Genomic DNA, 24,183 nt, shown 5'->3' with positions numbered 1-24,183 from the left:
ATTGCTTTCTCTTAGTCATCTTTTCGCTGTTATTTTTTTAATCCAGGTATCTGAGCCCTCAATCACACAAACGGCAGGTCAAGGGAGCAAGATTTCCTGAATTTAAATACCAAAGTCACCACTTTAGAAACAGCAAGCCTTAAAGCTCAGGAGAGCTTCCCAACAGAGATAAAAGAAGCTAATGCATAACAATCAATATGAGGTTCAATTTACTAAGTACTCACAGCAAATGCTCACCAGTTGAATCCAACCAAGCGAATGACTTGCATCAGTGAGTGCAAATGATTGCCGGGAAATGACAACCTGAGAGATAACTAAACCTAGTTATCGTTGTTATATTTAACCCTAATAAGTGCTTCTAACCCAGTGACTCCAGTACAATGGGCCACCCTCCATGAAGAACGACCTATAGCAGAGTAAAGAAGTGGTACTAATGCATACATCCCCCTTCAGGGGGGCGTAGTAGCTTTATCTGCAGAGGTTTGAAATTAGCGACAAGTGAAGCTCTGTACTGTTCAAAAAACAAACTTAGCTTGTCGACCGGCTTTCCGCTAAGCGCCAAGCCAGGCCCAACTACGGACGTTAATGATCACAAAACATGTGAGAGTCATACTTCTCTTTTTTAGCAGCCTGCTTGGCACGTATGCATTTGCATACTCAGGCAGTGAAACTTCAAAAATGTCAGAACAATATAGTTCTTCTGATGCTGTCTTTCTGGCAAGGCTTAGAACTACAAGTTCTTCCTAGTTTAAGTGGGAGATAAGTGAGGTAATAAAAAGCTCCAAGCCGCAATTATCAAAAACTATTGAGCAAAGTATAATTTCCTGTGACCCACGGCTTAAGGAGGAACAAGAATGACTTTTATCCACCAAAGGAAACGAACCCCTATACTGAGCAGGTGCAGCTTTAACCTTCAAGCTGAATGTCTCAATAGGGACTGGCGTAATAAGCTATCGAACAACCATTAACATATCTAAACAAACAGGCATACTAACGCGTGTGTTTGTTCAAAGCGTTAAAACATGATAAATACGGTGAGCTTAAAGAAATTCTCTCTGATAGTTTTTGTCTCTTGTATTCTTTCAGCATCCTCTTTTTATGGTTACCTACTAATACATGATCAGATAAGTAGCTACATCAGGTTCGAAGATAGAGCAGGGAGCAATCAATTTATTGAGTACAAGCCAAATAGCTTCCACCTTAGGGCACAATTAGAAGAATCTAAAGGCAACATAGAACAAGCATTGCTAAATCAGCTTCATCAAGATTTTGAGGAATACCAGGGATCACTATCATTATGTAAAGTTAGGCAAATTTATGGTGACCCTACCTACTCTGTTTTGGCAGAAATAGACTGCGAATACTCCCAGTGAGTTTTAACAAACGGCTTTTCTTGCCCCTTCGGGAGTTGCCCCGCTACATTACGCTTAATTACCGCAAATTCAGGGTGTTAAGAAATTTTTCACTGGAAGAGAAGGTGTCAATAAATCAATGTAAAATGCCTAACCAAATTGATTGCCACTCCCTGCTGAACTAACATATACGGCACCATGCACCCTAGTATAAAAACAACGGCACTAAAATAGGTAATCACTTCTAGATATGTTGGACTTGCTTCTTAACCGTCTAAAGCAAAGCAACTGCCCAGTTATAGAAGCCTTCTCCCGCAGGGAAGCTATTCCCCAAAAAATCTGCACAAGTCGCGAGCCTGTCCAAATCAGTAATTGCAACTATTGCCAATACCTAACAAATACTGCCATCACTAATAGCTGAGTAATGTATTTCAGCCAGATAGTGATTATTGTATCGATAGCCCCAGAGGATAGCCCTGCTGGCAACTCAACTTGATCTAACTCAATACGTGCTTCCCCCATTGCTTCATTATGCGCCGATAACAGGGCCAAATGGCGCATATTTCTACGTATTTCAATAACAAAATCTCCGCGCCACTATCGCCCCGTGATAGATTAGACCCAAGAGTCAACTGCATAAGGCAGGGACCAGAAATACCCTTTGATCTGGAGGAAAGATGGAGCAGCAAAGCACCGTATTCGTGGTAGTGGACCCCAACGATGAAAAGCATGTAGCTCTGGAGCGAGCTCTGACCACTTCCCGCGGGCGCAATCCACAACCGCGCCTTGCAGTGTTTGTAGCCGTTGATGGTGAGGCTGTAGATACGCGCGCAGTAAACGACCACCTCTTTCGTGATGAATCCTGGTTTCGCGAGCAAATCCGCGAGCCTATTTCCGAAGCAGGGCTATCCTGTGAAATTACTGTATGCTGGTCCAGCGACTGGCAAGCAGCCATTGTGCAGGAATCCAAGCGCTACAATGCGGAAATGATCTATTTGCCGGTACACGCAAAATCCAGCCGCCGCTTTACTTTTGCCGAGTCCAAGTGGCAGGTATTAAAAACTGCACGCTGCCCAGTGGTTCTAATCCGTCCTGGCGCCAAGGAAGAGCGAAAAGTGGTATTGGCCACCGTGAACTACCAGGCTAAAACCCTGGAACAGCGCCAGCTAAATCGCCAGATCAGCGAGCGGGCTACTTATATTGCCGGTCACTATGGTGCCGAACTGCACTTGGTAAACGCCTACCTGGATTCCATGCTTTACCCGGATCGAGGTGCGCTGGCCAAACTCGCAGACAAAACCGGAGTACCAACACACCGCATTCACGTGAAGCAGGGATATACCAGTGATGTGGTGGAAACTATTGCCCGCGAGATTGATGCGGACCTGGTGGTAATGGGAACCCTGAACCAGTACGGTGAAACCGGCTCCTTCCTGCGCGGTAACACCGCCGAACGAGTGATCGGCCAGCTAGACGTGGACGTGATGGTGTGCAACCAGTTCACTACCACTGAAATGAAACACGATTGAACGGCTTTAATAAAGCCCTTTAAGGCCTGGCAATCGAAAAATTGCCGGGCCTTATGCTTGCTATGATTTCTTCGGCTTGGCCGAGAGCAGCAGTAACTCAGCCTGAGTATCAAACATTACCCTACCGCTTTTAACCCTGGCACGTTTGCCGGAGTAGTAGTCCGTCAGCTCAGTGCCATCAGCAAAAACCCCCACTACAGAGACAGTCTTTTCTCCACGAGGCAGATCCATAGCAACTACGACCGATTGCTCGCCGGATAAGGTACGAGCGAAGGTGTAAGGTATATCAGCGATTTTCTTGTGCACACCAGCACCCAGCGCTGGGTGGGCTTGGCGGAACTGGCCGAGCTTTTGCCAGTGAGCCAATAATTTACGGGTCTCAGGCTTTTTTAGGTCATCCCAGTTCATCCTGGTACGCATGGAGGCATCTCCATAGGCACGATCATCGATCATGGGGCGAGCCAGTTCATCGCCGTAATAAATCTGTACCGCACCGGGAGCCAACATCAACTTGGTAGCAGCACTCACAGTTTGCTCGCGCTCACGATCAAATGAATGGTGATCATCGTGTGAACCCAAGTAGTTGAGTACCCCTAAACCTTTCAAGTCTCCGTTATTTAGTGCTACTGAATAGCTGGAGAAGATCTCCTCAGCAGATTGGCCGGCAACTTGGGCGAAGTCAAAATTGATCAAACTGTCGAAGCCATGCCGGTAGAAATCCACTTTCTTATCATTGTAATTGTAGGCACGCCCAACTGTGGGACCGAAGTTATTAACCCCAAAGTGATAGACCTCCCCCACCATAAAGAAGTCACGGTCATCAAGTTTCTTATGCGGGTTTCTGGCTTTCCATTCCGCCAGTGCCAGATCTGCTTCTTTTCTCAATACTGCCCAGGCTTCTGCCTCTACATGTTTTACTGTATCCACACGAAAACCATCCACCCCATACTCACGCACCCAGTCTGTCAGCCATTTGATCAGATAGTACTTGGGCGCACGGGGATAACCTGTACGCTCGAAGAATGCATCCAGTTCACTCTGCTCCTGCTCCAAGCGTCCCTCATCCTTCCACTTTTCAAGCAACTGCGGCGGTAACGCCACAGCATCTTCACTTTCCGTAAGAATATCTGTGAGGTTCTCGTGTATCGCACATTCAACATTCCCGGCGTAATCAGACCAGTCACACTGCTGACCATTTCTCAACCAGGAAGCCGGCCATTTCGCGTCTTGTTCCGTAACAGGCCCGGTATGATTAATGATCACATCCATTAGTATGCGAATACCGCGGTTATGGGCGACTTCAATCAGCTCCGCTAACTCGGCCTCAGTACCGAAGTTTGCATCCACAGCGGTCCAATCCTTGGGCCAGTATCCATGGAAAGCATAAGTGCGCTTATCGGACTCGTTATAGCCGTGGATATTCTCAATCACCGGAGCCATCCAGATAGCATCCACCCCGAGATCATTAAAATATCCCTCCTCAATTTTCTCTATCACCCCACGCAGGTCACCGCCCTCAAAGCCGCGCAAATAAGCTGCGTCAGCTTTCCGTTCGTAGGGGAAATCATTTTTGGTGTCGCCATTCAAAAAGCGATCCGGCAACATAAAGTAGACAGTAGCATTACGCCAGAAAGGATCTACCGGCTCGACAGCTACAGCAGCTTGCGCGGCTCCCAATAGCAAGGCCATCAAAAAGCTGGTCAATTTATACATTATTTCCTCTTGTCTCACCGCTCACTATTTGCCCATTGCACTCTAATATGCACAGTAAAACACACATCCTCCTGCTAGGGGGCGTAGATTCGGGCTATTGCGACCGCAGCGTCCGGTTAATATCCCTTTTTCACCATAAGCCTCATGAAAGCACAATTCCCCTTTGCGACTGGCTGCAACGGAGAGTAATGTAAAACTCATACACCACGGAGAAACCGCAGGGCTTTATCGTGGTCCAACCGTTACATTCTGATAGCAGCAAAAAGGAGGCAGGGAATGTCGGAACACCAGTCTAGGCAAGGGTGGATCATCGGAATTATTGTGGTGATTGTCGTCGCCGCGGCAGCCTATTGGTTGTGGACCGGCGAGGAAAAGAAGAATGAAGTTCCCATCACCAAAGTAATCGAAGAGCCCCAAACCACCCCCGAACCGGAAACAATGGCGCAGCCAGAAGTGGCCGCACCCATTCCAGAACCCCAAGAACCCGCACCGGCAGAAGAACCCGGTAGAGAACCCCCTCCTCCACTCAACGAGAGTGACAAAGCCGCTTATGATGACCTGATGACCCTGGCACCAGATAACGCACTATCCCGCTGGCTGGTGTCCGAGGAGGTAGTCCGCAAATGGGTAGCCGCTGCCAATGCAGGCTCACGCGGCCAATTGATCCACAAGCATCGCCCACTCAAAACAATTCGCGGCCCGATTATTGTCGATGGCTCATCTATGGAAGGCTACCAGTTATCTCCGGATAACTATCGCCGCTACGATCAACCCGTGCGAATTTTCGCCCTGATGAACACCGATATGGCGGTAGGTCTCTATCAATACTGGTATCCGCGCTTGTCCCAAGCCTGGGGTGAACTGGGTATCCGCGATAAAAGCTTCCACCAAGTAGTACTTGAAGCCATTGACCAAGTGCTGGCAGCACCGGAAGTAGAGGGCCCTATCCAGCTGGTACGTCCGTCGGTTTACTATAAATTTGCCGACCCTTCACTGGAAAAACTGCCCGGTGTGCAGAAATTGATGATCCGTATGGGTCCAGATAACGCCACACGAGTTAAAGAAAAACTCAAAGAGCTAAAGGAAAAGCTACAGGCCATACCAGTACAACAGCCCCAACAGGAACAAAACCAGTAATTCCCATAACCAGCCTGTGCCAACCTACTGGCACAGGCTAATAAAAGCCCTCTCTCAATATCTTATTCGCCCCCTGATCTCCTTCTTACCGATAAAGCCCCTGCTAACAAGCCTATAGAGGCCCACTTTGAAATATCTTGCCCCCGGCAGGCCGCTGGCTGTCGCACTTATCCTCATTGATTCGGTCGCGCACGCAACCCTGGAAATACATTTTGCACCGGCTCCAGAATGGGTAGTAGAGCTGGCACCAGTAAAATCCGGGCGGCCACCAGAAGACAATGTGCGTGTGCATTTATCCAAGTCCCAGATACTGCACCAGGGACAAGAACAGAAGTATTATTTCCAAGCCACTATGCAGCCACTGTACCAGCTTTAGGTCAGTGAAATTGTGGAGCACAACTGGCCAGTGGGAAAATATTGAAGGATTATTTAAGCAGATTTTCCCGCTGCTTATTTTCATTATGGCAGTTATCTGCTTGAAATAAGCGATAAAGATCATAACAGCAAGGGGATTGAATATCTGAATAAATCCGCCAATTCAGGATTTCCTCTCGCTCTCTAACTGAGTGCATATATCGCCAAAAACAAATTGCATAACCAGCAAAAAATGGACAGCTAGCCCCGAAAAACTAAGAAGCTACCGCCAAATGTCGATGCATCAAAGATCAGTTTTACATGGGCGCTCTGAATGCCAATGGAAATCTAGTACAGACCAACCACGAAAACGCCTACGACCGGTAGGCTCTCTGTGTCAAGACAAATAATCTGGAATACCTTACCAGCACTGCCTTAGGGCTGGTGTAAAACAGAACTATCAGCATGCAGCGGAAAAGAATCAGTATGCTGTAATACAGGGTTCTGTCAGGGCCAGTTATAATCTAGGTTCACTCTATCAGGGTAGTCAGGAGGTGGAGCAGGACCTCGGGCTGGTAATCGAGCTCCTCTCTCAGGCAGCAGAGGGCGGCTCGGCAGTGGCAATGCAAAACTTGGTCTTGATCTACTCAAATCCCAAATATAGGCTAAAGGGTTACCTCAACGCTCTCCAATCGTTTGAGCGAGCAACGGAAAATTAATTTTCACGAGGTTATTTTAATCAAACTCGCATGCTTGAAGAATGTCTAGAGGTAGACAGAAATCAGGATCGCGCAATAGAACTCTATAAGAAGTCTTCCAGACTTGGGCATGCTACTTCATCTCTTAAACTAGCAAAGGTATACAGTAAAAAGTATTCCAGTAACAGCGATCAAGTAAAAGCTTTGCGTTATTTAAAAATAGCCATAGAACAAAGCGAGATACAACCATAAAACATACATTAGAGAGGTGTCAGAAATCACAAAACTGTGATCCTAAAGCAGAGAAACAATAACCAGTTATTTATCCACTGAAGATCATTAAAAAAATACTTATAGTTTCAGTACGTTAATACGATGAGTGCCCTGCTTGTGACTCTCCCCTCACACTAACACCTTCCTACCATTGGCTCATATGGGCAGAAATCGACTGTTTCGAACTCTAAGGTTGTTCATAATCTGTAACGGAACCTTAAATTCACACCCGACGTCACAGAATAACAATTTACCCTCCCTATAATTCGATTCAATTTTCATCAACTACATTCGAATTAATTAAGAAATTATGAGAGAGCCATTAAAACTACTAACAGTCTTCAGTTTATCCGTTTTCTTGACAGCCTGCGGTGGCGGCAGCGGTGACAGTGGCCAGAGTCCGGACGATGACAATGCCAATAACCCCGTAAGTGATGGCAGTGGCGATAACGGTGATTCCAATAATGGCAATGACGGTTCAGACAATAGCACTGGCGGCAATACAGATACTGATACCGGCAATGACACAGATAGTAACGGAGTAATCAGTGGAGGTGAGGGTAGCGTCACAGAAAATGTTGAAATAACTACTTCAGGTCAATTGATAGATAGCGGCAACACAGATCAAACCTTTGAGGAAACTGGCCTTCAAGGAAAATATGGCAACCTGAAAGTCTCTTCAGATGGCAATTGGAGCTATACCCTAGAAAGTAATCTGGCTGATCCACTAAATGCAAACGAACTGGTTACAGATGAATTTTCTATTGGCATTGGAAGCACAGAAAAAACAACAACTATTACCATATCAGTCACAGGTACTGATGACGCTTACACTTTTGATCCCGGCTCTCCCTTAGCTACTATGATCGTAAATAGCAGAGAGCATGCTAACGGAACTATGATGATAGAGGATGTCGATGGTAATACTCCAGAATTTCCTGAGGAGACTATTTCAGGTAGCTATGGTGAGTTCAAACTTCTAAAGAATGGAGATTGGGAGTTTACGCTAAACAACAATGCAGATAGCCTGAAAGAGGGTGAAACAGCTGAAGATACCATTGCATTTCAATTAACAGACGGGACAGAGCAATCTGTTACTTTTACCATAGCCACTATTGACCCATCAGAGAGTAGTATAGTATTTATTTTAATGAACTTCTCTGATGGCCTGGCAACAGACCAGGGGGATCTTACTCACATAGCGAATACTGTCTTCAATGATAAAGATTCACTGGATAATGCCTATAGAGAAAACTCTTTTGGGCAGTTAAAGTTCCTACGCCATAGAATCAACGATAAGTCTCTACAGCACTACTGTTACGGCGAACCAGGCAATGAGGATACCTCTGTTGACTGTGTGGTCTTCAATATTCCAGATAGCGAGAACGGCGGTACATTAAGCATTGCAGATGCAGTTGCCCGTGCCGAGGCCGGCCGGGAAGGGGAATATACAGATGACGGCTTCACATGGCGTGACAAAGCCTACCAGTGGGCTAGTGATAATCTCGTTGACGAAAATAACCAGCCACTAAACTTACGCAACTGGCGTCATCAGGTCTTCATTTATCCAAACGCGTCTTACAAAGCTGGTCTTGTAGGAGCTGGTGTTGCCAGCGTTGGAGGGGGTATGAGCCTTGTTGCCTCTTTCTCCGATCAAAATGTTATGGGACATGAACTAGGTCATAATATCGGCCTAAGCCATGCAGGCCTGGATAGCAATAATGATGGTGATACTAACGATAGCGGAGATAGTGAATATGGCACTGATGGCTCATTAATGGGCAATCGTTCTCGATCAAGATTATTTGGCAGTGCGCATCGAGAATATATGAAGTGGTATAACCTCTTCCCTGAGTACACAACAACAGTTGAACAAGTTTCCAGCTCATCCCAAGATGTGGAAATCGAAGCCATTGAATTAACTGCTGGAGAGCTTTCTGGCTCTCTTCCCCAGCAATTAAAAATAGAGAGTAATGGTAGCAGCAATGGACAAAACCACTATTATGTTAACTACCATGTAGCTCACGATATACTGAATCCTAGGCCTCACTTTGAAGATTCAGTAACCGTTCACTATCTCAATGGTAGAACGTCCAACCATGTAGCAGTTTTAGAGCAGGTTGGTGATAGCTTCACTGACTCAAAAATCGGACTCACAATTACGTACAAATCATCCGACTCAATCAAGAAATCTGCTGTAATCACAGTGAGTTACAACTAATTACCTTAGAGAAAGTTAACAAAGTATTGGAAGGATAAATAATATGCTTAGAGTTTTGACACTGATCACAGGTATAACACTCGCCGTTTTTGCTCAAGCAGAGGAGGTCGTAACCGGCACTTTGGAAGAAATTATTTCGGAAGACTTTGAAACGGGAAAGGTAGAAAGACGCTTTTCCCTCAAAGATGAGCAAAGTGGTCATTATTACTTTATTGAAGCTGAAGAATTAAAGCGCAAGGGTATGAAAACTGGGGATCGAGTAAAAATTCGCGGTGAACGCGGAAAAAAACGGATGCTACATATCAAGGAGACCCAAAAACTTGAGACTGAGGGAGAGGAATAAGTTAGCCTGTCGATTTACTATAGTAAACACTGACTATTTAAATTTTTCTCTCTGGACGCCTACATATAGTGCGCCCAAGAAGTTACAGCTTTATACTGACCTCCAGCCCCGCTTTACGCGGGGCTCTTAACATCCCTGGATTGCAATGCATCTACGAAACAAGTAACTTCAACTGTTGAATATGTGAGGTAAAATTTAGGGCACAGCGACGATTAAAATCCATAATTTCTTCAATTTTATACTTGTTCGCCAACTCATTACCTGGACGTAACTGCTCCTGTCCCGGGTAAATTCCCTTGCCAGTCAATAGGCAATTCCAGGATACATTCGGGAAATAGACATCCAGTTTTTGATCCAGTAGTTCATCAGTAATATTCTTGCCTGCCATCCAGGACATCAAGATTGAGCGCAGGGAGGGAGATATCTTTTCATTAGTGCCATTGGCAATCCAATAATCCGTATCTGTTCTCGAACTAATACGGTAGTGACAGACAATATAGTCCCGTACCGCATCAAAACGAGCGCTGATACGATCATTAAAGTCAGCCCTATACTTATCTGTATGATCACCATTGTTATAGGCCTCTATAAAGCGCACAACGGTTTCCTGAACCATATCCAACGCCGTTGCCTCCAAAGGCTCAATAAACCCTTGGGAGAGCCCCACTGCCAGGCAGTTCTTGGCCCAGTGTTCGGCAACCCGACCCACCTTGAACTTTAATCTACGCGCCTCGACATCACTGTCCAACAGTCCCAAGTGAGCGCGAAATTCCGTTTCCGCCTTGTCATCATCGACAAAGCGGGAACTGTAAACATAGCCGTTGCCATTGCGATTAGTCAGTGGGATTTTCCAGGCCCAGCCATATTTCATCGCAGTAGAAATAGTGTGCGGTGCATACTCCCTTTTTTGGTCTGTAGCAAATACAACCGCAGAGTCGTTAAACAGACTCTCAGCGCTACTAATAAAAGGAATTTTCAGGGATTGTTGTATGAGACTTCCACGAAAGCCGGAACTATCCACATACAGATCCGCTTTGAGTACCTCACCATCAGAAGTTTTCAGGTGATCAATATTCCCCTGTGCATCGAGCATGGCGCCAGCCACTGTCGCCACCTTATAGCGAACCCCTTTCTTTTCTGCAACACGCCGCAGGAACTGGCCCAATAAACCAGAATCAAAATGGTAGCCATAGGCAATTTCAAAGGGGAAGTTTTCCGATGCGACTGGAGCTAATTTTTGCCGGATCAACTCAGTTGCCAGAAAGAAGTGGTCCGGGTGCCCCTCCAGGTCAACGCCTTTCCTTCGCAGATAACTATTATGAAAAAATGCCGGGATAGTAAATTGGTCCGGCTGGCCGACAAAGGGATGAACATACTCGGTATAGCCCGGTTTGACCGACCAATCCCTAAAGGTAATACCGACCTTGTAAGTAGCGTTACAAGCAGGCATCCACTCCGATTCGCTAACCCCTATAGTCTCCATAAAACCCTTTAGTGGCGGAGTTGATCCCTCCCCCACACCGATAATTCCAATATCCGGTGATTCCACCAGGGTGATTTCAAACCCTTTATTCTGCCAATGGGTCGCCATCAGATTGGCGGTTATCCAGCCAGCGGTACCCCCGCCAAGAATAATTATTTTTTTACATTGATTGCTCATGGCGACTCTCAAAAATTCGGCACCGCACTTGTTTTCGGGCCATTTGATATTCCAAAAAAAACCGCCCGGCAAGCGTAGCTCAGCGGGCGGTCTCTTATCACATCTCCGGTTTTACACCGAAAGAATCAGCGATACTTAGTAGCTATAGTTCAAGCCGAGGTAGAACTGACGCCCAAACTCAGTGTATTCACCGAGAACGCCATCTACTCCGTAGGATTTCACATCAGCCTCATCCGTAAGATTGTTCGCTGAGAAAATCACATCGATACCATTATCAAATGCGTAGGATATCTGTGCATCGACAGTGGTATAGGCTTGTGCTTCCACAGGTGTGGAGCTACCTGGTACCGGCATATTCAGGATAAATTCATCCCGATAGCGAACATTGACGTGGGAGCTGAAATTACCGATGTCCCAGAATACTGTAGTGCTCCAGACATTTTCAGAGAGGCCCGGCAACGGCAGGTTTTCACCATAGAGGTTACCGCCACTCACTTCGGTTTCACTCTCAGTATATGAATAGCTGGCGGTCATACCCAAGCCAGCCCAAATACCAGGCAGCTGATCAAAGGTTTTGGTACCCGCAAGCTCGATGCCTCGAATATAACCACCCTTGTCGTTGTTCACGTAAGTCTCGAAAGCGCCGGCTTCCAGACCCACGGGAATTTCAATGCCCAGGGAATCAAACAGCGCCGTTCGATCTGCCTGGCTGTCCAGGTAGATATACTGCTTTTCTACGAGGCTTTCGATATCTTTCCAGAAAATGGCTGCAGTTACCGCGCCGCCATCTTCGAAATAGTGCTCATAAGCCAAGTCAAACTGGTTTGCACGGAAAGGATCGAGGTAGGGAGACCCCTTGGTCCAAACGTTGTACTCCGTAGCGCCATCGTTGTTAACACTGTTCCAGGAGCCAGCGCCGCCCTTCAGCTGCCCAACCGGCGGACGGCCCATCACTTTAGCTGCAGCAAAGCGAATGTAGTCCTGCTCGGTCAGCTCAAAGTTCAAGTTAAGGGAAGGCAGGGTGTCTGTGTATTCGGGGCCGTACTCAACATAGTCGTAGCTATCTGAAGTTACATCCACGTCATCAGTAATTTCGATACCATTGCCAGCACCCACATTTTGGATACCGCTGGACTTCACATCGGTTTCAACAACCCGTACACCGAAATTACCAGTTACTGGAATACTACCCAGCTGGGTTTCAATATTGGCCATCAGGTAGTAGGCAAAAACTTCCTCTTTCACAGCACCGGACTCAACGAAAGTCCAGTCCTGGCTAAATACCTTTTTACCTTCGTAATTACCGGCACCAAAAATGCTGGAAGCCAGGGCATCCATATCGTTGACTACGAATTGTGGTATCCCATTGGTGGATTCAACGCTGACATAGCCGTCCAGTAGTTGCGGCTCACAATCGATGTCGGACAGGTTATCCGCACAGTAGTCATTGAATTGACCATCGCGGCTACCGTACAGGAAAGCACCACGCTCAGAATCGAAAGTACGCTCAGAGACACGGAATCCAGTCTCAATAGAGGTAATCGCTCGCCACTCCAAATCAAACTTGTAATCGAACTTGAAGGCTTCAACTTTATCGGTGTACTCGTGGGGGTACTCTTCGTAGCGCGACAAACGCATGGTATCCAGATCGGTGAAATCTACACCGGAGAAAACGCCTGAGGGAATACCGTCACCATTAAGGGAATAGGCAAAGCTCTGCCCAGCAGCTTCTTCCCAGGTCTCTAAGTTCCCATTGTCATCGTAGGTCAGGTCGTAAGCGTGCATGGATACAATCTGATCCTTGCGCGTCTTGGTGCCCTTACTATAGGAGTAGTCAACGGCCAGAGTGTGGCGGTCACCAAAATTCCACTCCAGGTTCAGGCCAATACTATCGCTATCCGCCTGAGTGGATTGATCCTCAGAGCGGGATTCAAACCAGGGGCTGGAATCGTAAACAGTTTTTGGATCGGTAATAATTACCGTTCCATCGGTAACCACTCCGCCGTTTACTTCCGTATCGGAAAGGGTATACATGTCTGTATTGGCCAGCCCACCAACCGTAATACCGTGGCGGGTATCCACACGCTCAAAGTCAGATTTGAAGTAATCCAACTGGGCCTTGAAACCATCGGTAGGCTCAAAAACGACGCTGGCCAGGTAACCATTACGGGTATCGGTACCATCACCTGACTGCCATTGGAATGCGCGCGGCAAGGCATCTGCGCTGCCGTCACCATCGTAATCGCTTGCCGGCGGTTCATAACCGATCTGGGCGTCTGCACCCGTGCGGGACTTTACAAAGCTGTTCGGCTGCTCAAGGTGGGAATAACCCAGGGCGACGCCCACCTTATCATCCATAAATTTACCCATGTACGACAGCGTGACACGCTCACCGAATTCGTCGGCACCGACGTCGTCGGCTGCGTCGTTAAACGACATACGCACATTGGCATTAAAGTTGTGTTCTTTCTCGGCGTCGAGAGGATTGGCTGTTTTCAGCTCTACAGAGCCCGCTACACCACCTTCAATATGAGAGGCTTTCGGAGTCTTGTAGACCGCTGCCTGATTAATCAGCTCAGCTGGATACTGGTCAAAAGAGATCCAGCGAGTACTTTCGGTATAACCACTGGTAGAGGCCTGCTCACGACCATTCAGGGTGGTCTGCAGGAAGTCGCCATTCATACCGCGGATATTTAGCTGTGAGGACTGACCGTTGGATCGCACGGTGGTTACGCCGGGCAAGCGGCCCAGGGCATCAGCGATTGATTGATCGGGAAGAGATGACAGAGCGCCCGCATCTACCACATCGGCCACAACATCGGCGGCGCGCTTGGCTTCAACTGAGTCCAAAACGCTGGTGCGAATACCGGTAACTGTTACCTCTTCCAGTGTTTCCTGCTCTTGCGCATAGGCCCCAACCGAGGTGGACACGGAGGCCGCGATGGCAGCAGATAGCAAAGTGGGTCTGAGCGCCCCTTTACCTTTATTGGATAGACTCATCATCTTCTCCCTGGACTTATCGTTATGTTGAGACCCTGCATCCTAGGGCGGCCCCTAATCCATAACATCCTCCCCCGAGGGGGGAGGAGGTGGGAGAAACTGTGATTTTGTTCACAGGGGCGCATCTCTACACCCCACACTTTAGTATGTTGGCTATTTATACAGGAAAATCACCCCTCAAGCTGTACCGCAGCGCCAATCAAGGCTTGGTAACCGGCTTTAAGAGCATAAACAGGCACAGCCTCCATCCACTGGGCTACCCGGCCCTTATTCAGAAAACGTTGCTCGAATTCACTCTCCGGCAGCAGTTCCGCAATACGTGGCAGTATCCCACCACCTAAGAAGACACCCCCTCGGGCCCCGATATACAACGCCGCATCCCCAGCCGCACTTCCAAGGAAATTCAGGAAATCCAGTAAAGTTTCACGGCATACGGGATCTGTTCCGCCCAATCCGCGCGCGCTAATGTCGGGAGGGCTCAAGTCTTCCGGTTCCTGTCCATTCAATTCGCAGACCGCACGATAGAGGTTCACCAAGCCATTGCCCGACAGCACCCATTCATTAAAAATAGGTGCGCGGCTCTTCATCATGATTTGCAGAAGCTGTAATTCTCGCTCAGTGGATACTGTCAGATTGGCGTGGCCGCCCTCTCCAGCAAGGACATGATAGCGGCCATCTGCCTCAGCCAAACCTGCTACACCAAGACCGGTTCCCGGCCCAAGTACAGCCATTGGCGCACCCCGCAGCCGGGGAACATCTCGCAATACTTCATAATCGTCTTTTCCCAGACGAGGCAGGGATTGCGCCAATGCGGCGAAGTCATTGATCAGTTCGAGGTGCGGAAAGGAAAACTCCCTGGCCAACTCTCCTGCATCAATACTCCAGCCAAGGTTGGTCATATAGACGCGGCCACCGGAGGCGGTCTTTTCTAGAGGGCCCGCGGCCGCAATACACGCCTTCTCAGGCCGGGGGCCTTCCAGTTCATCAAGCCAGTGTTGCAGGGCGGCATCAAAGCCCTGAAACCGCTTACAGTCCACTACTTTCAGATCTTCAAGCTGGTAACCAGCCGCCACCGGTTTGGCAATGGCAAAGCGGGCATTAGTGCCGCCGATATCCGCTACGATACTTGTCATATTTATCCCTATGAGATCCCCCCAAAAAAGGCGATATAAGTTACGGTGTCAGAGAAAATATTGCCAGCCCCAAAAGTTTGCCAAAGGGGCTATCTCAGCCCGGAGAGGAACCGGATAGTCGATAGACTGGCCATATTTGCGATTAGGCACTTAATAACAGCAAAATCTAGACTGCAGGGCTAGATTTGGTCAAACAACCAAACTAGCTTTATACCTCTTTAAGGGCTTTCAGCGCTCTTGAGGGGCTACTCCCTTCACGGACACAGCAAAGTCCTGCATCTCCTTTTTACTGTAGCGACTCAAAACTCGCTTTTGCGATGCAGGTTGAAACCGGATCCCCACTCCTTCACGTCTTGCCAACCGCGGCCGTACAGGGCGAGGGCAAAATCCACCACCGCAATTGGGGCAGACATTACTCAAAACCTCTTCAACACAGGATTTGCAGAAGGTGCACTCATAAGTACAGATCATTGCCTCAACAGAATTTGGCGGTAGATTTTTATCACAACATTCACAATTCGGCCTCAGCTCCAGCACTGGAAACACTCCTCTATTATTTTGCCAACTCCACTAATTGATCATCTATCGAAAAGAAAAACCAACCCATAATCAGATAGACATGTCTGTTTTTATACTGAAAATTTTTCTCATAAAAAATAACAATAAATTTCTCTTCTACTTAAACTCGTTTTACAAAAAGTCCTCACTTTTAAAATAAGCGAAAAGCAGTTAAATACCTCTCTCATGCTCTATGACCAGAACCCTTGCCACCCCTAAAGGATGTACGAGATGTTCTGTACCTTCCGACGTATAAAATATACCCCTTGCATTTAGCACTCCGGAGCATACCTTACCTTCACGCTTGTAAAATATTTCCACGCTTCCATCCATAACCGCAAAACCTCCTGTCCGTCATTTACATGCCCAACATAAGATTTGTCCATCCAGTGCAATTTGGTAGTAATTCCCTTCATATTGACAATCAACTTTGATTGCCAGGCCTTCTCTCCAACAAATTGACAACGCTTTACAATTTCCATCAGATATAAAGTTCCAAACTCAACAGAGAGACAAAGATTAAATAGCCGCTGAAATTTATTACTAGAAAGGGGTGCCCCCAATCTCCTGTGCCTGTTTAGGACGCTCAGTCTCATCATTATAGTTCTCAGCAGCATCGTCTATTCTGCGCACGCCAAAAGTTACAGTAGGAGGAATGCCCATGCTCAAATCAATATCAGCAACACGATAATTACATCCCTTGGCCCTCAGAATGGCCTTCACTTTCTCCTGTTTTTCTACCGCTTTAATAACCGTATTGGCAATCACTTCATCACTACTAAATGCGGTCACAGATTCATTGACCTTGTCGCCAAGTTCCCTGGCTTTATCAAAAATACCCACATCTGTTCCCCTTATCATCTTTACCTATAAAATGAATAAGATCATAGGGAATAACTCAACCCTTAGGAACTGTCTCCAGGCATTCAGCTGGGATGGGTTGCACTACCCAAAGTATTACTTTTACCCAATATCCCTTTACTTATAACCTGATAAAAGTGTACAAAATTGTTTGAATAGTAAACGGTAATCTGACGAATCAGTCATTAACCTTATTATCACAAAGGTAAAATTTATACTGAATATTAGTGGGGGTTGTGAAACTGAGAAGTAAAGATTGACTAACCAGCCACCTCCAGAACTATCCTCTACAAACAAAGCAGGACGAACCTTACCCTGCAGTATCAACGGCTATAGACATCCTGAAACTCTATATTTTACTCTGTGCCGCTCCATGTCTTGCCCCCCCCCTGGTCGTTATGTCAATATGATTTTTTTGATGTTTGGTAACAACGCATGAGTGGACGCAAACAGTTCAATGAGTCAGAAGTCCTCGATAAAGCCATGCGCGTCTTTTGGGAGAAGGGCTACAAAGGCACCTCCCTGTCCGACCTTGAATCAGCTATGGGTCTGAATAAATCAAGCATCTACAACTCATTTCACAGTAAAGAAGAGTTGTACGGTCGCTGCTTGGAACATTTCCACTCCCAGTACGCCTGCGACGCAATGAACACCCTGGACCACCCGGATTTTAACAGTGCCATGGGCAGCTTTTTGGAGATGCTACAGGCGGGTATGGAAAGCTCAGAAAATCCAGAAGGGTGTATTGCCACCATGGCAGCTATGGAAGTTGGCGCTAGCGAGGGATTTCTCGCCGACCTGGTGGCCAAAGGTACAAATGAAATGCTGGAGCGTATTGAGTCCAGAATGCAAAAAGCGGTAGAAGATGGCCAGCTGAAGGTTGATACCGACTGTGGTGCTCTTGCAGCACTGGTGATGGCTGTAAGCCGTGGCGTTGTAGCCTTGAATAAAGGTACTGGTAACAATATAGCGGGCAAACGCAGTTACCAGCAGCTCACTGCAATACTGGGCCAATACACCAAGCCCTAATCATCTTGCTGGCTGGAGCTATTTTACGCTGTAATTACATTGCCCTGAGTAACATAAGTAATTTACTTCGGCAGCATACCTTGTAGTGGTGCAAATTCGTTTAGCTCTTTAAATCTGCGCTCGGCCAATGGCCCGGGATGCAGACGTGGTATCCTCGTCCGATCTGTTGCCTCGTTTGCCCGCTCAAAGGCTTGCAGAAATTCCTGGTCGCTATTCAAATGCCCCTGTTGCCTTAGAATTACAGACATTCTGGCGATCTTATTAAGGCCTACCGTGCGACTAAAACGGCGAAACCCTGCATAACTAAAAATTTGATCGACATGGTCATTACTCATGGCTAAGAGCTGATCCATCAACGCAAATAACAGTGTGTTGGCATCCAGCTGGGTTAACAAAAGGGTAATCTCTCCTGTTTCTAACTCCGGTAAATCGCATCCATTTGGCAATTTCATAAAAATATCTACAAGCCACTGCCCTTTGTAGCGCATTTCCATATTCCACAGTTGAAAATTCGCTCCAGCATATTCAACCTGCTGTAAACAATTTCGTAACACATTGGTAATTTCACCTTCATCAATAGGTGAATCACCCAAAATAAAGTACTCAGAGTTGCGCGCTATTTGCGAAAAATTATGATGGTTATTAAATGGCGTGCTGGTATGACAGCCTACTTTCAGGCGAAAGCGCTCACGTATTTCATGCTCTCGCGCTTTTTTGATCGCCAGAAAAACAGTTTGAATAATTTCTAAAGTTGGCAACTCCGGCTCTACCCGCCACTTACGCCCATATGCAATTTTGTTTCCCCAACCCTTACTCCGGTAGTTATCAGGACCAATAACACCAACTTGAATAAAAATTCCCCCGGCATCCTGGTCTACGAATATCGGATAATTCTCCGAGCACTCAACTTCGGGTATTAACTGTTCCACAGTTTCCCCTGGTTTGTTTGTAGACCAGATAATACTGTGAAATGCAGTGATTCCCATTTTCCATGGCGAACACTGGGGGCATATTCGATGGGGGACTCCCCCAAGCCGGGAAGAAAAGAAAATTCCTTTAGGTTTATCTTTAGGTTTATATTGTTCAAGGTTCCAACATTTCGATGATTGATGCCGATCACAGGTTGATATTCTAAAGCCGCACTCTATACTGGGAAGCGCAAAAAAAACCGACAGTATGTGGCGAAAATTCACCACTAGACAGCCCCCTACAACTTCTGCTTATCGTAAAAAACACCCTTTCAAAACTGATTTTGGAAAGGGCGCAGAGGGGTTCCTGTGAAAACTATTTTTTAGAAATAGCGACGCAGCTCCAGTTGTAAATAGTCGTCGTTGCGTAGGCTGTAAGTTGGATCCCCCTCATCGGCATTACCGAAGAAACGGGCCTCGGCCTCCAAAAGCCAGCGATCGTCTAATCGATGAGTAACTTCCAGGTTGGTAAAGCGGCTGCCATTATCCAGATCGGTACTTACTGCCAGCAGGAACTCAGTATCCTGTGTATTATTAAGAGCGTAACGAACCCCTACCGCTATATCATTTTGGTTTGCAGTAGACCAAGGCCCACGGCGATCATCAAATTGATATTCCATCAACAAGCCAAGATCGGCCACAGTTTCACGAATACCATATAAACTATATTCGAAACCGCCGACAGCAGCTGTCTGACGATCTTCACCGCGCGGCTTAAAAGAAATGGCTTCAAACTTCCACAACCAATCACCTCGAGTAGTCTGGATATCCACTCCTGTTTGGTCTACCTGAGCATAGTAAGGTGTGAGCAAGCCATCATTGCTCGACAACAGCAGAGGATCCCGATTTGTACCAGAAAAATGACTTAACCCCAGATCCCAATCTCCAAGCACATGACTGTAGCGTAAGGCCCAATCTATGTGTTTTTCTTCCCGGTCAGACTGGTAGATTGCCCCACCCTCATCAACAGGTAGGGAAGCACGCAGCCGTCCCTCACGACCAGCAAATTGCCGCTCGCGAAAACCCAATAAGCCATAAACCTCTAAAGTGCCCCAATCACGTTCCATCAGAAGGTTCACCATGGGCTGGCCTAACTTGTCTTCACCATCGATATTTTCCAGAGCATCGTCCTGATTAATCACATCCACTAAATGCAGGGTTTCAGTAACCCCCCAAAAAACCTTACGCACACCAGCATAGAGTTCAAAACTATCATAGGCCTTCCACCAGTACAGCTCACCGAGATCACCATGGCTGCGCTCGCCATCCTCGCTATCCCAACGACCAAAGGCACTGGCTACAAAGCGCTGATTACCATCGTCAAGGTCCCGATAATACTCAAGACTTAAAGATGCGGAAATCCCTGCATCACTCTGGATAGAATCTGCTGGGTCCGCAGTAAAAGCGCGAGCCTCCAGGCCCGCGTAACCGGTTAACTCATTTGCCACTGGCGCCTGACTCAATGCAGCCATCAACGGAAAAAAGGCGAGTATTTTTCGGTTTGCCATGGGCACGCTTCCTACTTCGCCCTTGACAGACTGTTTTTGGTAAAGTCACGATCGGTAAAGCCGTTGCCAAAAACCCAGTCGCTATACTGCAACACAGTAGATTTACCGGTTTGGTGATTTACCATCTCCATTTTATTTGCGCGCCAGTATTTATCGTCATACTGGTTGTAATCGGAAACCGTAAGAGTCTTCATCAGGTCTCCTTTACGATCATAAAAATCTGTCCTCCACGCCCGATATTCTTCCATATCAATCCAGATATGCTGGATGGAGTAACCGGATTTAGGGTCTACCGGGTCCAATTCCAAAACAAAGTGATCTCGCCCATCAAAAGTCTCATTGCGCAGATACTTGTAGGTATATTTCTCCACTTCTTGAGAGGCAATATCCTCATAGGCAAATTCACTACCCATAAACGGGCCGGATTTATTGCTGGAGGAAATACGCTTAACGCGTTTTAGTGCAGGTAAGTAGAGCCACTGATCATCGGAACCCACTTTATGGGTAAAGGACAAAAATGCAGTGCCCTTCACATCTCGCGGGTTGTCAAAAATTACCAGGGATTTATCTCCATCATCTTCCTGCTCAAGTGTCTTGGTACGCATAGAGCGCATGCTCGCCTCACCATATTTATTTCGTAAAGTCATTGTGAGGTTGTTACTGATATCACCGAATCCTAAGTCGCGGCGATCGGCCTCTTTCGCAATTTCCAGGCCTTTCTCTGCGGCCAGGTCCAGTTCATTAGCAGCGACTGAAAAAGTAGCCAGTGCCAGTGCCAGTGTGCCGGCAAGCACTCGAGTCAGAAATTGTTTTTTAGAGCGGTTGGGTTGCATAGTCTTGCTCCTTACTTTCAATAGAGGGGATAGCTGGGTCATATGCCTTGGCATCAAGTTTCATCAGAAGAATCGGTAATAGTAGGAAGTCCGCCAGTAAGGCCATCAGAATACAAATTGCAGTTAATATGGCCATGGAGGAATTCATACCGAATGAAGACTGAGCCAGTACCATAAATCCGGCAATCAGAATCAAAGAGGTCACTAAAATTGCCACACCCACAGAAGAGAAGGCGTAGCGCAGCCCATCTTCCACGTTGTAGCCGGCACGGCGGCGACGAAGATATTTACTGAGAAAGTGCACGGTATCATCCACCACAATACCCAGTGCCATACCAGTAACCATGGTTACCGCAACATTGACCTCCGCTACCAGGGCACCCCAGAGGCCAAAAGCCAAGCCAGCGGGTAACAGGTTGGGTATCAGGCTCAAGGTGCCGAGTTTTACACTGCGCAGGGCAATACCAATAAGAGCGGAGATCAGCACCAGTGCCACCAGAGTACCCACCAACATGCCCTCCATATTACGCTCAGCAATATTCGCAAACATGATGGCCGGACCTACTCCGTAAGCAGTGAGGCCAACATTTTTTTCCAGCCAATTACTGCCGGCGTCAGCCACTGCTTTGAGCTCTTTCGACTTCAGATTGTCGAGGGTTACGACTACCTGCGTGGAGGACTTGGCCACATTAAGCTGGTTATTCAAGTCCAGACCATAAGGCAAGGATAATTCATACAACAGTAGATACTGAGCTGCCAGCTCCTGATCGTCAGGCAGCTTGTAATACGCCGGATCATCACCATGCAGGTTTTTGTTCAAACGTTTGAAAGTATCGCCAATCGTATTGACATGACGCACGCCAAGTTGGGTTTCCATCCACTCGGTAAAACGATCCAGCTTAGCGAGGAACTCAGGGTTACTTACACCATTGCTATCGCCAGATTCCAGGGAATAGATCAATTGATAAATACCAGACAGGTTTTCATTGATGTAATCGGAGTCAGCCCGGAACTCTACAGATTCATCAAAGTAACCAACGAAGTCATCATTGATTTCGTTACGCGGCACCATAACCAGTAAAGCCAGGGAGATGATGACACCAACCAGAAGTATCGGGCGTTGGCGACTTATAACAAAATCTCCAAGGGCATCCATAAAGCGGCCAATCTTGGATTCGCTGACACGGCTCTTGACCGGCAGAATCGCCATCAGTGCGGGCAGCAAAGTGATTGACAGGAAGAAGGCCACCATCACACCCATAGCAGTGATATTACCCAGATCATGAAAAGGGGGCGCATCGGAAAAGTTCATTGACAGAAAGCCGATCGCTGTAGTGATCGACGTAAGAAACACTGGACCCATGTTGAGCTGCAGGCTCTCTTTAATAGCCGCATGCTTACTGAGGCCACGGCGTATAGCAGCAAACAAGCTGACCAGGATATGTATCGAATCTGCCACCGCGAGGGTCATAATAATGGTTGGAGCGGATACAGAGGGAGGAGTCAGTTTAACGCCGATAAAACCAGCCAGTCCCATACCTGCGGCCATGGAGAAGATAATTACTAATAACGCGGCAAATGTGGCACTGACACTGCGCACCAGCAAGAAAACTACAGCAATGATGACAAGATACATGAGTGGAACCAGAGTACTCATGTCTGACTGAGAAGCTTCAAAGAAGGCATTACTTAGCAAAATGATACCAGTCGCATAGACTTCAACATCATACTTAGCTTCAATCTCTTCCATCAGCGCTTGAGCCGCGGCAGCTGCCTCAGGTGTTTCATTCATGGATTTCTGCGGTAGCTGGAAGGTAATATTAATTCCAGTCACAGAGCCATCACTATTTACCAGACGCTCTTTCAAGGTAGGATCCGCAAGAGCTGTGGATTTAATGGAAGCTAATGTTTCGGTATTGAGCCCACTGGCATTTTCCACCAAATCCTGAACTAAAAGATCATCTTCCTCAGCAATGGTATGCTGGAAATTAGTAATAGAATCCACCCGCAGTGCATAAGGCAACAACCAGGATTTTTCGGTCATTTCTTCCACCGCCGCTAGGGCACTCGTGGAGAAGGCTTCGCTACCTTTAGGCACTATGGCAAAAAGAATGTTGTCATTCTTGGTATAAGTACGCTGAATCTGTTCATAGGCCTGTAACTGAGGATTAGCATCACTAAAGAATGCTCGATAATCGTTGTTAAAACCGAGGAACCTAGCACCACTTACCGCGAGAAAGGTTAACAACAGGGCACCAATAGCGACCAGCCAGCGATATCGAATGAGCCAGTCCGCATAGCGGCCAACCCAATTCGACTGTAATTGGGGGGAAGACATAAAAGCAGCTCCTTCAAACTACCTGATAGAGAAGAAAAAATAGTCTTTAACCAGTATTAGTAGATTTCATTTCCCCATGCGGATTGAGGTAATTAAAAAGTGGGCAACAAATTCATTAAATAATTCAGTGTAATTTTATTAGCATCAAAATAAATGCGGACCTATATATATTAACTTTTAATTGAATTAACCAGCCAAGTTTTTATTGGCACACACCCACCCCTCCCAGTTAAAGGATGACTATAAAACCTTAAAATTAATTTAATAAGAACCTAAGAAAAAATCTAATGTTGTAAATAACAAAGCTATTCCTAGTTAAGCCAAAATTTTTAAGTCCTTTCATCCCCCATTATTAAGAAGAAGAAAAAAATCCGGGACAGAGGGTGCGCCTTTATATTGGTTGGGCAATCTCCATCTCTCAATACATGCCTTCAAGTCCTAATGAAATTAGTAAACGGGCACACAATGCACTCTGTGAAATAAGCACTTTTCCCTTCCGATCCATTAGAGTTCGGATTTACTAGTCATTACATAACAAACACACTTAAAAGACCGGCCTCTAATATCCATTCGAGCATCGCATGCCCTCTTATTATTTCTGTGGCTGTATTGATTCCCACAAGCTCTGCCAGCAATCTTGAACCGTTCGGTTCACCTTGTCAACAAATTATGATT

The 24,183-nt window shown here is 46.8% G+C and carries 16 protein-coding genes; 6 read left to right on the top strand and 10 right to left on the bottom strand.

Features of this window, described 5'->3' with window-relative positions; translation table 11 throughout:
- Positions 1–2,029: 2,029 nt before the first annotated feature.
- The gene (locus ACJJIP_RS01395; RefSeq protein ID WP_020414378.1) at positions 2,030–2,881 is read left to right on the top strand and encodes a universal stress protein; all 852 of its coding nucleotides are present in this window, start codon (positions 2,030–2,032) and stop codon (positions 2,879–2,881) included.
- 60 nt (positions 2,882–2,941) lie between these two features.
- Here the strand turns inward: ACJJIP_RS01395 and ACJJIP_RS01390 are convergent, their stop codons facing one another.
- Positions 2,942–4,594, bottom strand: a complete 1,653-nt coding sequence (locus ACJJIP_RS01390; protein ID WP_020414377.1) for an alpha-amylase family glycosyl hydrolase — start codon at positions 4,592–4,594, stop codon at positions 2,942–2,944.
- Between the two features lie 276 nt (positions 4,595–4,870).
- Here ACJJIP_RS01390 and ACJJIP_RS01385 point away from each other — a divergent pair, with 276 nt between their 5' ends.
- The 4 genes from ACJJIP_RS01385 (at position 4,871) to ACJJIP_RS01370 (ending at position 9,620) form a co-directional block, all read left to right on the top strand.
- Positions 4,871–5,731: a DUF3014 domain-containing protein gene (locus tag ACJJIP_RS01385; RefSeq protein WP_020414376.1), complete on the top strand. Its 861-nt coding sequence runs from the start codon at positions 4,871–4,873 to the stop codon at positions 5,729–5,731.
- Positions 5,732–5,858: 127 nt separating this feature from the next.
- Positions 5,859–6,107 (top strand): hypothetical protein, encoded by a 249-nt coding sequence (locus ACJJIP_RS01380; RefSeq protein ID WP_020414375.1) that lies wholly within the window; start codon positions 5,859–5,861, stop codon positions 6,105–6,107.
- A gap of 1,259 nt (positions 6,108–7,366) precedes the next feature.
- Entirely contained in the window at positions 7,367–9,277 is a 1,911-nt protein-coding gene (locus ACJJIP_RS01375; RefSeq protein ID WP_444946078.1) for a VCBS domain-containing protein, read from the top strand.
- A gap of 43 nt (positions 9,278–9,320) precedes the next feature.
- Entirely contained in the window at positions 9,321–9,620 is a 300-nt protein-coding gene (locus tag ACJJIP_RS01370; protein WP_020414371.1) for a hypothetical protein, read from the top strand.
- Positions 9,621–9,771: 151 nt separating this feature from the next.
- On the opposite strand, the gene ACJJIP_RS01365 is transcribed toward ACJJIP_RS01370, so the two are convergent.
- From ACJJIP_RS01365 to ACJJIP_RS01345, 5 genes are all read right to left on the bottom strand, one after another.
- Positions 9,772–11,280 (bottom strand): tryptophan halogenase family protein, encoded by a 1,509-nt coding sequence (locus ACJJIP_RS01365; RefSeq protein WP_444946077.1) that lies wholly within the window; start codon positions 11,278–11,280, stop codon positions 9,772–9,774.
- 135 nt (positions 11,281–11,415) lie between these two features.
- Entirely contained in the window at positions 11,416–14,283 is a 2,868-nt protein-coding gene (locus tag ACJJIP_RS01360) for a TonB-dependent receptor (RefSeq protein WP_444946076.1), read from the bottom strand.
- Positions 14,284–14,450: 167 nt separating this feature from the next.
- Positions 14,451–15,413 (bottom strand): glucokinase, encoded by a 963-nt coding sequence (gene glk, locus ACJJIP_RS01355; RefSeq protein WP_020414368.1) that lies wholly within the window; start codon positions 15,411–15,413, stop codon positions 14,451–14,453.
- 228 nt (positions 15,414–15,641) lie between these two features.
- On the bottom strand, positions 15,642–15,950 hold the full coding sequence (locus ACJJIP_RS01350; protein ID WP_211214947.1) for a DUF1272 domain-containing protein: 309 nt from the start codon (positions 15,948–15,950) through the stop codon (positions 15,642–15,644).
- A gap of 564 nt (positions 15,951–16,514) precedes the next feature.
- Entirely contained in the window at positions 16,515–16,814 is a 300-nt protein-coding gene (locus tag ACJJIP_RS01345; protein WP_444946075.1) for a hypothetical protein, read from the bottom strand.
- A 453-nt stretch (positions 16,815–17,267) separates the two neighbouring features.
- On the opposite strand from ACJJIP_RS01345, the gene ACJJIP_RS01340 reads away from it, so the two are divergent.
- Positions 17,268–17,861 carry a TetR/AcrR family transcriptional regulator gene (locus ACJJIP_RS01340; RefSeq protein ID WP_020414365.1) on the top strand — a complete coding sequence of 198 codons (594 nt, stop codon included), beginning with the start codon at positions 17,268–17,270 and terminating at the stop codon, positions 17,859–17,861.
- 62 nt (positions 17,862–17,923) lie between these two features.
- Here the strand turns inward: ACJJIP_RS01340 and ACJJIP_RS01335 are convergent, their stop codons facing one another.
- The 4 genes from ACJJIP_RS01335 to ACJJIP_RS01320 all read right to left on the bottom strand — a co-directional run bounded on the left by ACJJIP_RS01335 (position 17,924) and on the right by ACJJIP_RS01320 (position 23,508).
- Positions 17,924–19,057, bottom strand: coding sequence for a hypothetical protein (locus tag ACJJIP_RS01335; RefSeq protein ID WP_444946074.1), 1,134 nt, complete (start codon positions 19,055–19,057; stop codon positions 17,924–17,926).
- A gap of 95 nt (positions 19,058–19,152) precedes the next feature.
- Positions 19,153–20,337: a hypothetical protein gene (locus tag ACJJIP_RS01330; protein ID WP_444946073.1), complete on the bottom strand. Its 1,185-nt coding sequence runs from the start codon at positions 20,335–20,337 to the stop codon at positions 19,153–19,155.
- A gap of 11 nt (positions 20,338–20,348) precedes the next feature.
- The gene (locus ACJJIP_RS01325; protein ID WP_444946072.1) at positions 20,349–21,170 is read right to left on the bottom strand and encodes an outer membrane lipoprotein-sorting protein; all 822 of its coding nucleotides are present in this window, start codon (positions 21,168–21,170) and stop codon (positions 20,349–20,351) included.
- A complete protein-coding gene (locus ACJJIP_RS01320; protein WP_444946071.1) occupies positions 21,151–23,508 on the bottom strand; it encodes an efflux RND transporter permease subunit in 2,358 nt (785 codons plus the stop codon). Before ACJJIP_RS01320 ends, ACJJIP_RS01325 begins: the two co-directional genes overlap by 20 nt.
- Between the last annotated feature and the right edge of the window lie 675 nt (positions 23,509–24,183).

The sequence above is a fragment of the Microbulbifer variabilis genome, assembly GCF_052467165.1.
This window is presented reverse-complemented; position numbering and strand designations above follow the sequence as displayed.